Below are 13,492 nucleotides of genomic sequence, written 5' to 3' on the forward strand. Positions count from 1 at the left end.
GGACGGCCGGGTGCGGCGACGGGCCAGCCGCCCGGCGCGCCGGGCCCGCACGGCGGCCAGCGGCCGCACGTCGCGGCGGTCCAGCGCGTACGCCGCCGCGGCGAACACCACGGCCACCACGGCACCGCCCAGCATGCCCTGCAGAAGGCGGCCGATGCTCACCGGGGTGTGCCCGGCGGGACCGGCGCTCGCGGCCACCACCGCGTACCCGGCGAGCCCGGCGAGCACGGCCGCGGCGACCCCGGCGGTGGCGGCACGCGGCAGGCCGCGCAACGCGCCCGGCCCGGCGTGCCGGCGCACCGCGCGCACCAGCAGCAACCCGATCACCGACGTGCCGATCGCGTGGGAAAGGCCCAGCGCGGCGACCCGGTGCTGCGGGTCGAGCACCCCGCACAGCACCACGGCGGACACCGCGGCGACGCCCCAGCCGATGGCGGTGGCCGCCGCCGCGGCGACCGTGGCGCCCCGCGCGTACAGGGCCCGGGACAGCAGCGCGAACAGCGCGTACCCGAAAAGGCCCGGCGCGAAGGCGACGATGCCGCCCGCGGCGCCCGCGGCGCCGACCAGACCGGCGACCGGAGCGGCCAGCGCCGCCAGCGCCGCCGCGCCCAGACCGGCCAGCAGCACCACCGACCGGGCGCTGCCGGACAACGCCCGCTCGTACGCCGCACGGTCACCGGAGGCCGCCGCGGCGGCCAGCGCCGGATAGACGGCGGTCGCCACCGGCACCGCGAGCACCGCCCACGGCAGCAGGAACACCGTCTGCGCGGCGGTGAACAGGGTGAGCCCGTCGCGGGCGGCCAGCGCCACCGCCACCGCGATCATCACCTGCTGGGAGCCGACCGTGACGGCGCCCGCCCAGCCCAGCCGCACCGCCTGACGGCCCTCGCCGCCGGGGAACCGCCACGCCGGGCGCAGCCGCAACCGCAGCCGGCGCAACGGGATCAGCAGGCAGCCGGCCAGCACCACGACACCGGCGGTGGTGCCCACCGACAGCACCAGCCGCCCGGCGGTGCTCAGCCCGGCCAGATCCGTGCCGGCGCCGTCCACCCACGCGTACGTCAGATAGGCCGACATCACGGTGACGCTGGACAGCAGCGGCGCGATCACCGGCCACGCGAACCGGTGATGCGCCTGCAGCACGCCGGTCAGCACGATCCCGGCGCCGTACAGCGGCAGTTGCGGCGCGAACACCCGCAGCATGTCCGCGGCGACCTGCGCCCGCGCCTCGGGCACGTCGGGCAGCAGCCCGGCGATCGGCCCGGCGGCCACCGCGACCAGCGCGGCCAGCGGCAGCAGCAGCGCGAGCACCCAGGTCAGCAGCGCCGAGGTGACCTGCTGCACCCGGGCCCGGTCCCCGGCCGCCACGTGCCCGGCCAGCAACGGCACCACCAGGCTGGCCAGCGCACCCCCGGCGACCAGCTCGAAGACGATGTTCGGGATGGTGTTGGCGGCGTTGTAGACGTCGCCCAGCGGGCCGTGCCCGACGGTGCGCAGGAAGACCACGGTGCGGCCGAACCCGGCCAGCCGCGCCAGCACGGTCAGCACGGTGATCAAAGCCGCGGCGCCGGCGATCCGGGCCGTCGGCGCCGCCGGCGACCTCACGCCGGCCGGCGGCCGAGCTCGTCCAGCGCGCGCAACCACGGGGTGTCCTGAATGACCCGGGTGAAGCTCACCTTCTCGCTGGCCGCGGTCAGCGCGGCGAGCACACTCAACGCCACCGCCCGCCCGGCCGGGCCGGTGCGCGCGACGAACGCCACCCCGAGCAGCGCGCCCAGCGCGTTCGCCCCGGCGTCGCCCAGCATGATGTCTTCGCCCAGGTCGGCCGGCAGCAGCTCGGCCCCCACCCCGAGCGCGCCCGCCGACGTGCCGCCGCCGCGGCCCACGGCCAGCGGCGCGCCCACCACCGCGGCGGCCTTCAACGCCCGCCCGGGGCGCAGGTCCAGCAGGTTCACCAGGTTCGCGGCGCCGGCGATCACCCCGGCACCGAGCAGCACGTCGGCCAGCGCGGCGGCCCGCGAGGCGCGCCGGGCCGCGCCGGGCGACAGCAGCGCGGACGCGGCCAGGCCCGCCGCGCCCACCCCGGCGATCTTCACCAGTCCGCTGGTGACCCGGCCCGCACGCAACGCGCCCAGGTGCCCACGGAACCCCTTGGCGGTGCGCTGCTGCGGCCGGGCGCCCACCACGTCGTCGTAGAACCCGGTCAGCCCCGCTCCGGCGCCGGCGACCAGCGCAGCGGCGGCCACCGACGGGGTGCGCGAGCCCAGCACCGCCCCGGCGGTCGCTCCCGCGGCCAGCGCCGGGCCGCCGGCCAGGGTGACCGTGCGGCCGCGGAAGTTGGTGCGGTGCAGCCGGTCCGCGCGCCGATCACTGCGGATCCAGGCGAGCGCGGCACGAGCGGTCAGCGCCCCGGCGGCGAACGACCGGGCAACCGAGAAGGTCATGAGGGGCAAGTGTAGGGACCGGCGGCTACGACGCGGGCTGGGGCACCAGCGATGTCGCGCCGGTGGACAGCCCGTACTGGCCGACCTTGCCCCGCACCAGCCGCTGCACCACGGTCATCGCGGTGGCCAGGTGCCCCTGCTCGGTGCTCACGTTGTCCACCGTGGAGATCTTCTTCACCAGGAACGGGTCGCCGCGCACCTCGGAGATCAGGTTGCCGTCGCCGATGCCGTTGCCGGCCACCACCACCGGCCGGTCCTTGGCGAACTGCGTGGTCACGGTGACCGCGTCGTGGCTCTTCTTGGCCGCGTCGCTGTCCACCGGGGGCAGTCCGGAGACCACCACGGTCGCCTCCGCCCCGGCGACCGGGTTGTCGCCCACCGCGATGTACCCCGGCTTCTCGTACGCGGTCAGCACCGCGGTCAGATCCTCGGCGTCCACCTGCGGGCTGCGCTGCAGCAGCGCCAGCGCCAGCAGCGCGCTGGAGGTCTCCACACCGTCGCTGTTGAGCGGCAGACCGGCGGCCGGCACCGTCGGCGCGGACGCCTGATTCGCCAGGTCCAGCAGCTCGTACTCCTGCGCCGGGTCGAAGAACTTGTCCTGCACGGTGAGGGTCGTGGTGATCCGCGCCCCGGCGGTCTTCAGCATCGCGGTCACCCCGTCGGCGGCGCCGTCGCCCGCGCTGGGCAGCACCACCAGCGCCAGCCGGCGCCCGGTCAGCGTGCCGGACAGCACCGTGGGCGCCAACTGGGTGGCGAAGTCCTGCGCCCGGTTGAGCTCCTCGAGGTATTGATTCGCCTGATCGCGGTAGTTGCCGTTGTCCTTGCTCAGCGCGTCGACGCGGTCCTTGAGCGAGTCCGCCACCGGCCCGTTGAGCGCGGCGGTTCCCACCACCAGACCGATGGCCAGGGCCAGGAACACGGCGGTCAGAGACACCACGTGGTACCGGAAGTTGATCACACTGCAACCCTTGGAATCTAGAAGAGCTGTCCCAGTTGGAAGACGAGATTGTCCCACCACTCGGACACCACGGCGAGGTACGCCCGGCCCACCGTGGACACCGCCACCGCCGAGGCCATCGCGGCCACCGCGGCCAGCACCAGCAGCAACAGCGACGAGCCGGACAGGGACTGCCGGTACAGCCGGCTCACCCCCTTGGCGTCCACCAGCTTGCCACCGACCTTGAGCCGCGTGAGGAACGTGGAGGCCATGCCGCCGCGGCCCTTGTCCAGGAACTCGACCAGGTTGGCGTGCGTGCCCACCGCCACGATCAGCGACGCGCCCTTGTCGTCGGCCAGCAGCATGGCCAGGTCCTCGCTGGTGGCGGCGGCCGGGAAGGTGAGCGCCTCGACGCCGAGCTGATGCACCCGGTCCAGCCCCGGGGCGCGCCCGTCCGGGTACGCGTGCACCACCACCTCGGCCCCGCACCGCAACACGTCGTCGGTGACCGAGTCCATGTCCCCGATGATCATGTCCGGCGGGTAGCCGGACTCCACCAGCGCGTCGGCGCCGCCGTCCACGCCGATCAGCACCGGCTTGAACTCCCGGATGTAGGGGCGCAGCACGTCCAGGTCGGCCTTGTAGTCGTAGCCGCGCACCACGATCAGCGCATGCCGCCCGGCGATGCGGGTCTGCACCTCCGGCACGCCCACGCCGTCCAGCAGCAGGTCACGTTCCTGCTTCAGATAGTCCATGGTGTTCGCCGCGAACGCCTCAAGCTGCACGCTGAGGCCCTCCCGCGCGTCGGCCATCGCGGCGGCCACGGTGTCGCTGTCCTGCCGCACCCCGGAGGCCACCGGCTCCCCGTCCAGCAGCACGGTCTCGCCGTCGACGCTCACGACCGCACCCTCGCGCAGCCGCTCGAACACCTCCTCGCCGAGGTCGTCGACCAGCACGATGCCGGCCTTGACCAGCACCTCGGGACCGAGGTTCGGGTACCGCCCGGAGATCGACGGCTTGGCGTTGAGCACCGCGGCGACCCCGACGCCGACCAGCGAATCGGCGGCGACCCGGTCGATGTCGACATGGTCGATGACCGCGATGTCACCGGGGCGCAGGCGTCCGACCAGACGCTTGGTCCGGCGGTCGAGGCGGGCGGTGCCGGAGACATCTCCCGGTTCGACGCTCCGGGTCCGGCGCAAGGTGGGTAGTCGCATCACGGTCATCCTGACACGCCGGATCGAGCCCCCCGCACACGACATGCGCGAACTCACCCCCAAAAGGGGCATTTACCTACGTTTGCCGCGCGGGCGCTCCGGGCCGCGTTTCGCCGTCCGGGCCGGGCCTAGCCGCGCTTCTCCCGGCCGGCCACCGACAACAACTCCTCGGCGTGCGCGATGCCCAGATCGGAATCCGGCAACCCGGCCAGCATCCGGGCCAGTTCCCGCGCCCGCTCGGTCTCCTCCACCACCCGCACGCCGCTGGTGGTGATGGCGCCGCCGGTGTCCTTGGCGACCACCAGGTGCCGGTCCGCGAACGCGGCCACCTGCGGCAGGTGCGTCACCACCAGCACCTGATGCGTGCGGGCCAGCCGGGCCAGCCGGCGCCCGATCTCCACCGCCGCCTGACCGCCCACCCCGGCGTCCACCTCGTCGAACACCAGCGTCGGCGGGCCGCCCGCCCCGGCGAACACCACCTCGATGGCCAGCATCACCCGCGACAGCTCACCCCCGGAGGCGCCCTTCTGCAACGGCAGCGACGGGGCACCCGGATGCGCCAGCAGCCGCAACTCCACCTCGTCCGCCCCGTCCGGCCCGGCGGCCAGCTCCACACCGTCCACCGGCACGGCCGGCTCGTCCCGCCCGGCCGCCCGGGCGGTCACCGCCACCTCGACCCGCGCGTGCGGCATGGCCAGCCCGGCCAGCTCGGCGCTGACCTGCTCGGCGAACCGCCCGGCCGCCTCCCGGCGCGCGGCGGTCAGCCGGGCGGCCAGGTCACCCACCGTGGCCGACAGCCGCTGCCGCTCCCGGTCCAGCTCCTCCAGCACCTCGTCCGAGGTGTCCAACTGCGCCAGCCGGGTGCGCGCGTGCTCCGCCCAGGCCACCACCCCGTCGACGTCATCGGCGTACTTACGGGTCAGCGCGCGCAGCGCCGCCCGCCGCTCATAGATCGACTCCAGCCGCGCCGGGTCGGCGTCCAGCGCGCCCAGATAGGCCGACAGCTCGGCGGACACGTCACCGACCAGGGTGGCCGCCTCCTCCAGCCGACCGGCCAGCTCCCCCAGCTTCGGGTCCACCGCGGCCTGCGCCTCCATGGTGCGCCGGGCGGTGCCCAGCAACTGGGTGGCGTCCGGGGCGTCCTCGGTCACCTCGACCCCGCCGGCGAGCGCCTGCGCGGCCAGCGCCGCGGCCACCCGCAACCCCTCGGCGTGCTCCAGCCGCTGCACCTCGGCGCGCAGCTCGTCATCCTCGCCCGGCTGCGGATCCACCCGGCTGATCTCATCCAGCCCGAGCTTCAGCAGCTCCGCCTCCTGCGCCCGCTCCCGGGCGTTGCGGCGCCGGTCGGCCAGGTCCTCCACCACCGCACGCCACCGGCCGAACGCCTCGCGGTAGGTCTCCAGCAGCTTCTCGTGCTCCGGCCCGGCGAACCGGTCCAGCGCGGCCCGCTGCTCCGCCGGGCGCAACAGCCGAAGCTGATCCGACTGGCCGTGCACCGCGACCACCTGCTCGCCCACCTCGCCGAGCATGGCGATCGGCATGCTGCGTCCGCCCACGTGGGCGCGTGAGCGGCCCTCCATCGTGACCGTGCGGCTGAGCAGCACCGACCCGTCGTCGTCCACCTCGGCGCCGGCCTCGCTGACCCGGGTCACCACCGACTCGGCCACGGTGCCGGACAGGCGCAACCGGCCCTCCACCACCGCCCGCCCCGGATCGGCGCGCACCCGGCCCGCGTCGGCACGGCCGCCGAACAGCAGCCCGAGACCGGTCACCACCATCGTCTTGCCCGCGCCGGTCTCGCCGGTGATCACGTTCATCCCCGACGTCAGCCGCAGAGTGGTGTCGTCGATGACGCCGAGCCCGGTGATGCGCAGTTCCTCCAGCACAGGCGAACGATATCGGTGGGCACCCACCGTTGCCCAGCCGGACGTGTGATCAGCGTCGATTGCCCCGCCAGCCTTCCACCGGGAGCGCGAACTTGGCCACCAGCGTGTCGGTGAACCGGCGCGGACCCAGCCGGACCAGCCGCACCGGCAGCTCGCCACGCTCCACCGTGACCCGCGCCCCCGGCGGCAGGTCCCAGGTGCGCCGGCCGTCGCAGCACAACACCGCAAACGACGTGTACGGGTCCACGGTGATCGCGAACGTCGACGTGGGCACCGTGACCAGCGGCTTGCTGAACAACGCGTGCGCGCTGATCGGCACCAGCAGCAGCGCCTCCACCTCCGGCCACACCACCGGGCCGCCGGCCGAGAACGCGTACGCGGTGGACCCGGTCGGCGTCGCGCACACCACCCCGTCGCAGCCGTACCGCGCCAGCGGCCGCCCGTCCACGTCGACGAGCAGTTCCAGCATCTGCGCACGCTGTCCCTTTTCGACGGTCACCTCATTGAGCGCCCAGGACTGCGCGATCAGCCGCCCGTCGTACTCCGCCCGCACGTCCAGGGTGAGCCGCTCGTGCACCGCGTACGTCCCCGCCACGATGTCGCGGACCGCCTGGTCGATGTCGCCGGTCTCGGCCTCCGCGAGAAAACCCACCTTGCCCAGGTTGATGCCCAGCAGCGGCGCCTTCACCGGCCGGGCCAGGTCGGCCGCGCGCAGGAACGTGCCGTCGCCGCCGAGCGCCAGCACGATCTCGGCGCCCTCGGCCGCACCCTCCTCCTCCGCCCGGATCACCCCGGCCGGAAGCTCCAGGTCGCCGGCCTCCTCGGCCATCACCCGCACCTCGAACCCGGCCCGCAGCAGGTCATGCGCGATGGTCTGGGCGTGCCGCGCGTTGTGCCGGCGGCCGGTGTGCGTGACCAGCAGCGCGGAACGCGTCATGTGGATTCCTCCCCGGAAGGCGTCGATGCCGGCCCGGCGGAGGCTACCCGCCCGGCGGGCCCGGCCGCGACCACCGCCCGCACCCGCTGCGCATCGGCCGCCGGGGCGCCACGGCGCAGCCACACGAAGAACTCCACGTTCCCGCTGGGACCGGGCAGCGGGCTCGGGGTCACCCCGGCCACACCCAGGCCCAGCTCGGCGGCCGCCGCGGCGACCGCCAGCACCGCCTCGGCGCGCAACAGCGGGTCGCGTACCACGCCGCCCGCACCGACGCGCTCCTTGCCCACCTCGAACTGCGGCTTGACCATCAGCGCCAGGTCACCCTCGGCGACCGTGCACGCGGCCAGCGCGGGCAGCACCAGCCGCAGCGAGATGAACGACAGGTCGGCCACGGTCACCTCGACCGGCCCGCCGATGACCTCCGGGCTCAGCGTGCGCACGTTGGTGCGTTCGAACACCGCCACCCGCTCGTCGGTGCGGATCGGCCACGCCAGTTGCCCGTACCCGACGTCCACCGCGGCCACCGACACGGCCCCGGCGCGCAGCAGCACATCGGTGAAACCGCCGGTGGACGCGCCCGCGTCCAGACAGCGGCGGCCCGTCACGGACAACCCCAGCGCGCCAAAGTCGGCCAGCGCCCCGGCCAGTTTGTGACCGCCCCGCGACACGTACTCCCGCGCCGGGTCGCCGCCGGTGACCAGCACCGGATCGGCCGGGTCGACCATCGCCGCGACCTTGTGCGCCACCGTGCCACGCACCCGCACGCGGCCGTCCGCGACAAGCGCCGCCGCCTGCTCGCGGGAGCGGGCCAGCTTGCGGCGGACCAGCTCGGCGTCCAGCCGGGCGCGCCGGGCCATCAGAAACCGTTCCCGGTACGCGCGTGCGCACCGCACCCGGGCTGGCGGCGGGCGGCGCCGGGTTGGCGAGGGCTCACCGGTCGATGCTCGCCAGCGTCTCCTGCAGCACCCGGTGCGCCGCCTCGTATTCGGCGATCTGGTCGGCCGGGGCCAGCCGGGCCGCGTTCGCCAGCGACTGCATCACCGCGTCCACGGCGGGGTGCCCCATCGAACCCTCGCGCGCCGCAGGCCGCTCGTGCGCCGCACCGCCGCCGTAGGCCCCGTCACCGCCGGGCCCGCCGTCGTGGACCTCGCCGTCGTGGACCTCGCGGTCGTGGGCGGGCGGCGGCGCGGGACGCGGGCCGGGCGGCGGACCCGGGCGAGGGCCGGGCTGCGGCACGTGCGGAAACGTCACGACTCATGCCTCCGGAAGCGTGGGCTTGGTGTTCTTCTTGGCCTGCGCCGTCTTCTTCGCGGGCGCGCTCTTCGCGGCCTTCTTGACCGGCGCCTGCTTGACCGGTGACTGCTTGACCGGGGCTTTCTTCGGCGCGGTCTTCTTCGGCGCCTTCGTCGCCGTCGGGACGGCGCTCCCGGCCGACGCGCGGCCGTCGGAGCGCCCGGGCGTCGTGGTCGGCAGCGGCGCCGGCTGATCCAACCGGGAACCGCCCACACCCGCACCCGGCGCGCTGGCCGCGCCGGACGTCACCGACCCGGACGTGGCCTCCGCCGCGGACACCCGCGCCTGCGCCTGACGCAACTGCCGCTCCAGGTCACGGACCCGGCTGGTCAGCTCCGACACCTCCTCCGCGGTGGCCAGGCCGACCCGGCCCAGCGCCCGGTCCACCTCGTGCCGGACGATGTTCGTCAGCGCCGCACGGTTCGCCGTGCCCGCCGACATCAGGTCCTCCGCCAGCCCCTGCAACTGCACCGCCGTGGCGCCGCCGCGGTTGACGAGATCGGCGGCGGCCTTCTGCGCCTTCTTGCGCGGAGCCTCGGTCAAACCGAGCGCCATCTCCAGATAGGCGCGCCAGGCGTCCTGCATGATTGCCTCCCGTCCCTGCGGTTCGCGTCGCCTGCCACGCTACCGGCAGCCACGGCCCGGCCGTACGGTACGGTGCCGTGACACCCCGGGCGTCGCGAAGGAGGACCGGTTGATGGCCAGTGCGGACGAGTGCCGGCAAGCCCTGCACGACCTGGCCGACCGGTTGGACGCCCACGCGCAGACCCGCGGACGCCTGGACTTCGACCGCAGCCTCGCCTGCCGGGTGACCGACCTCGGCACCGCGTTCCACGGCCGGCTGCAGGACGGCCGGCTCACCGGCATCACCGACGGCGACGACCCCCAGGCCAAGATCGCCCTCAGCGCCGCGAGCGACGACCTGATCGCCCTCGTGCAGGGACGCCTGGACGTGACCCGGGCGGTGGCGTCCCGGCAGGTGCAGATCAAGGCCAACCCGTTCGACCTGATCAAGCTGCGCAAACTGCTGTAACCCCGCGGACGCCTCACGCCGCGCGCGAAACACCCCATCGGTCCAGCAACTCCCGCGCCCCGGCGCTCGCCGCGCCGACCGGCTCGCCCCGCCACGCGCTCCCGCACAGCAGACGCAACGCATCGACCGGATCACCGGCGCCGTTCAGCCGACCGTCGCCGTCCAGACGCCAGCCGCCGATTTCGGTGGCCCGCACCGGAATCCGCGCCGCCTCCGCATCGCCGAACAGCCCCGACAGGTCCGCCGTCACATACGTCGGACGGCGTTCCGGTGGTGCCGCCAGCAGCTCGGCCGGACCGCTGACCCCGGTCAGCACCAGCAGGCTGTCCATGCCCGCGGCCACCGCTCCCTCGATGTCGGTGTCCAGCCGGTCACCGACCGTCAACGGGCGGCTCGACTGCACCCGCGAGGCCGCCGTGCGGAACAGGCCCGGCTGCGGCTTGCCGACCACCAGGTCCGGTTCCCGGTCCAGCGCGGTGCGCAGCACCGAGACCAGCGAGCCGTTGCCCGGCAGCGGACCGCGCGGGCTGGGCAACGTGCGGTCGGTGTTGGTGGCCACCCACAGCGCGCCGGCGCGCACCGCCAGCGCCGCCTCGGCGAGGATCCGCCAGCCCACGTCCGGGCTGTATCCCTGCACCACCGCGGCCGGGTCGTCCTCGAACGCCTCCACCGGCTTGAGTCCCGCGTCGCGCACGTCCGTCCGCAACGCCTCCGCGCCCACCACGAGCACCGGCGCGCCGGCCGGGAGCCGGTCCGCCAGCACCGCGCAGGCCGCGCCCGCCGAGGTGAGAACCTCGTCCGGCGCGGCCGGAACACCCATGCCGGTGAGCAGGCCGGCCACGTCGGGGGCACGCCGGGAGGCGTTGTTCGTCGCGTACGCGACCCTGGTCCCGTCCGCACGCAGCCGCCCGATCGCCTCGGCAGCGCCGGGAATCGGCTCGTCGATCAGGTAGACGACGCCGTCCAAGTCGAACACGACCAGGTCGTAGTCCCCGGCCAGGCTCACGCGTCGTCCTCCCGGCGGGATCGGTCACCCGCGTGCGCGACGAACGCATCGGTCCCGCTCTTCGGCCCGTCCGGCGCCTCGTCCGGTACGCCGTCGGCCGCGTCCGCGGACTCCTCAGCGCCGGCGCCGTCCGCCTCGTCCCCGATCTCGGCGGCGGCGGCCCTCCCGTCGTCCGCTTCGCCGTCGAGGTCGTCGATCTCGTCGTCCGCTTCGTCGTCGGCCTCGTCGATCTCGTCGTCCGTCTCGCCGCGGAGGTTGCCGGTCTCGCCGTCGGGGCCGATCTCGTCGTCCGCCCGGCCGCCGGCCTCGTCGGTCCCGTCGTCGGCGTCGGCGAACTCGTCGTCGTCCTCGGCGTCGGCGTCGGCGTCGTCCTCGTCCTCGGCGTCGGCGTCGGCGTCGGCGAACTCGTCGGCCTCAGTGTCCGCCGCGGCAGTCTCCGGGTCCTCGTCGTCGTGATCGTCCTCGTCGCCTTCCAGCGACACGCCGTCCAACTCCAGCAGCCGCTCCGACGCGTCCGTCACACCCTCGGTGTCCGCCGCCGCGGCCCGCGAGAACCACTCCCGCGACTCCTCGCGGCGTCCAGCGGCGAGCAGCGCATCCGCGTACGCGTACCGCAGCCGGGCCGTCCAGTCATGCTCGCCGTCCGCGGTGAGCTCGCGCACCTGGAGCATCGCCACCGCAGCGCCGTGCTGACCCAGATCTCCCCGCGCCCCGGCCGCCACGATCAGCAACTCGACGGCGTCCGCCGGGTCCAGCGCGTCACGGTCCGCCCCGCGGTAGAGGTCGATCGCCCGCTCCGGGCGGCCCAGCGCCCGCTCACAGTCGGCGATCTCGGCCAGGTGCGTCTGCCGTCCGGTCATCCGGTGGTACGTACGCAGCTCCGCGATGGCCGTCGCCCAGTCCCCGGCCGCGTACGCGGCGAGGCCGACCGCCTCACGCACCGCAGCAATCCGCGACGCCAGCCGGCGAGCCGCGGTCGCGTGCTGCAGCGCCAGGTCGGCATCCTCGTCGATGACCGTTCCCGCCGCGACCAGGTGGCGTGCCACCCGATCCGCCACGTCCCGCGACAGCGACAGCAGCTCGGAGCGGACGTCCTTGTCCAGGTCGGCGGCGGCGATGTCGTCGGGGATTTCGGGCGCCTGGAACGCCGGCTGGTCGCCGCGCTCGTCGGCACGGTCGCGGCCCCGGTCCGTACGGTCGTGCCGGTCGGAGGCGCCGCGCGGCCCACGATCATCGCGGCGGAAGTCGCCCCGCTCCCGGTCGTCGCGCGGGCCTCGGTCGTCGCGCGGACCCCGGTGACGCTCATCGCGCGGCCCGCGGTCGTCGCGGAAGTCCCGGCGGTCGTCGCGACGGTAGCCGCCACGGTCGTCCCGGCCGCCCCGATCGTCCCGGCCCCCTTGGTAGCCACCGCGCTCACGGTCCTGGTAACCACCGCGGTCGCGGTCCTGGTAGCCGCCGCGCTCACGGTCCTGGTAGCCGCCACGGTCCCGGCCGCCAGCACCCTGGTAGCCGCCACGGTCCCGGTCGGAGCGGAATCCCCCGCGGTCGTCGCGGCGGTAGCCGCCACGATCGTCCCGGCCGCCCCGATCGTCCCGGCCGCCGCGGAAGTCACGGCCGCTGTCGCGGAAGTCCCGGCGGTCACGGGGACCCCGGTCGTCGCGGAACTGGCCACGGCTGCCGTCTCGGTCACGTCCGCCGCGGAAGTCCCCGCGGCCACGATCGTCCCGGCCGCCCCGATCGTCCCGGCCGCCCTGGTAGCCGCCCCGGTCCCGGCTCTGATACCCGCCACGGTCGCGGTCCTGATACCCGCCACGATCCCGGCCGCCACCACCCTGGTAGCCGCCCCGGTCCCGGCTCTGATAGCCACCACGGTCGCGGTCCTGATAGCCGCCACGGTCCCGGTCGGAGCGGAATCCCCCGCGGTCGTCACGACGGTAGCCGCCACCCGGGCGACGATCGTCACCACGGCCGGACTGGGATCCGCCCCGGTCGCCGTACCCGCCGCCGGCGCGGCCCTGGTAGCCGCCGCGGTCGCGGCTGTCCCGGTCCCGGTCGTCGCGCGGCCGGCGGTCCCGGTCGTCACGCGGACCGCGGAATCCCCGGTCGTCACCGCCGCGGAAGTCCCGGCGCCCACGGTCGTCACCGCCGCGGTAACCGCCCCGGCCGCCCCCGTCGCCGTATCCTCCGCCGCCCCGCTGGCCGCCGCGGTCGTCGCGACGGTAGCCGCCGCGGTCGTCACGCCGGAAGTCTCCTCGGCCGCGATCATCGCGGTCCCGGCGCGGACGGTCGTCGCGGTACGAACCTCCGCGGTCCCCGCCGTCGCGCTGGTATCCGCCGCGCTGCTCGCGCCGGTAGCCGCCCTGGTCGCCGCGGTATCCCCCGCGCCGCTGGTCACCACGGTCACGCTCACCACGGTCACGCTCACGGTCGCCGCGGAAGCCTCCCCGGTCGCCGCCCTGATGGCCGCTCGCGCCCCGACCGTTCTCGTCGTCGCGGTCGCGGAAGCCGCCCTCCTGCGATCCTGTCGTCACGGGTCAATCCTTCCGCTGCTGCGCCGTCGAGGCCTCGGGATGGGTCGGCGACCTCACCCACTAGTAAACCGGCATGCAAAAACAGTCGAAGGCCGACCCCCGGCGTGTCCACAGGGAGCGGCCTTCGACCGTCATGTTTGAGTCCGGCGGTGTCCTACTCTCCCACACCCTCCCGAGTGCAGTACCATCGGCGCTGGCAGGCTTAGCT

At 74.9% G+C, this 13,492-nt stretch carries 11 protein-coding genes and 1 pseudogene; 1 reads left to right on the forward strand and 11 read right to left on the reverse strand.

The window, feature by feature from the left end:
- From murJ to IEY73_RS31785, 9 genes are all read right to left on the reverse strand, one after another.
- On the reverse strand, positions 1–1,605 hold a 1,605-nt coding region (gene murJ, locus IEY73_RS31745; protein ID WP_189083047.1), incomplete at its 3' end, for a murein biosynthesis integral membrane protein MurJ.
- Complete coding sequence (locus IEY73_RS31750; protein WP_189083048.1) at positions 1,602–2,444, reverse strand: hypothetical protein; 843 nt, start codon at positions 2,442–2,444, stop codon at positions 1,602–1,604. The genes IEY73_RS31750 and murJ, both read right to left, overlap by 4 nt.
- 25 nt (positions 2,445–2,469) lie before the next feature.
- Complete coding sequence (locus tag IEY73_RS31755) at positions 2,470–3,402, reverse strand: copper transporter (protein WP_189083049.1); 933 nt, start codon at positions 3,400–3,402, stop codon at positions 2,470–2,472.
- Positions 3,403–3,419: 17 nt separating this feature from the next.
- On the reverse strand, positions 3,420–4,598 hold the full coding sequence (steA, locus tag IEY73_RS31760) for a putative cytokinetic ring protein SteA (RefSeq protein ID WP_189083050.1): 1,179 nt from the start codon (positions 4,596–4,598) through the stop codon (positions 3,420–3,422).
- 128 nt (positions 4,599–4,726) lie between these two features.
- On the reverse strand, positions 4,727–6,484 hold the full coding sequence (recN, locus tag IEY73_RS31765) for a DNA repair protein RecN (protein WP_189083051.1): 1,758 nt from the start codon (positions 6,482–6,484) through the stop codon (positions 4,727–4,729).
- Positions 6,485–6,533: 49 nt separating this feature from the next.
- Positions 6,534–7,421 carry an NAD kinase gene (locus tag IEY73_RS31770; RefSeq protein ID WP_189083052.1) on the reverse strand — a complete coding sequence of 296 codons (888 nt, stop codon included), beginning with the start codon at positions 7,419–7,421 and terminating at the stop codon, positions 6,534–6,536.
- Complete coding sequence (locus IEY73_RS31775; protein WP_189083053.1) at positions 7,418–8,278, reverse strand: TlyA family RNA methyltransferase; 861 nt, start codon at positions 8,276–8,278, stop codon at positions 7,418–7,420. The genes IEY73_RS31770 and IEY73_RS31775 overlap by 4 nt, the downstream gene beginning before the upstream one ends.
- 73 nt (positions 8,279–8,351) lie before the next feature.
- Positions 8,352–8,672 carry a hypothetical protein gene (locus IEY73_RS31780; RefSeq protein ID WP_229716349.1) on the reverse strand — a complete coding sequence of 107 codons (321 nt, stop codon included), beginning with the start codon at positions 8,670–8,672 and terminating at the stop codon, positions 8,352–8,354.
- Between the two features lie 3 nt (positions 8,673–8,675).
- Entirely contained in the window at positions 8,676–9,299 is a 624-nt protein-coding gene (locus tag IEY73_RS31785; protein WP_189083054.1) for a phasin family protein, read from the reverse strand.
- 112 nt (positions 9,300–9,411) lie between these two features.
- Here IEY73_RS31785 and IEY73_RS31790 point away from each other — a divergent pair, with 112 nt between their 5' ends.
- Positions 9,412–9,747, forward strand: coding sequence for an SCP2 sterol-binding domain-containing protein (locus IEY73_RS31790; RefSeq protein WP_189083055.1), 336 nt, complete (start codon positions 9,412–9,414; stop codon positions 9,745–9,747).
- Between the two features lie 13 nt (positions 9,748–9,760).
- Here IEY73_RS31790 and IEY73_RS31795 read toward each other — a convergent pair whose 3' ends face one another.
- Entirely contained in the window at positions 9,761–10,774 is a 1,014-nt protein-coding gene (locus IEY73_RS31795; protein ID WP_189083057.1) for an HAD-IIA family hydrolase, read from the reverse strand.
- Between the two features lie 433 nt (positions 10,775–11,207).
- Positions 11,208–11,799: pseudogene (locus IEY73_RS34470) on the reverse strand (hypothetical protein); the annotation flags it as partial.
- Positions 11,800–13,492: the final 1,693 nt, after the last annotated feature.

This window comes from Mangrovihabitans endophyticus (genome assembly GCF_014646155.1).
GTDB classification, from domain to species: Bacteria; Actinomycetota; Actinomycetes; order Mycobacteriales; family Micromonosporaceae; genus Actinoplanes; species Actinoplanes endophyticus.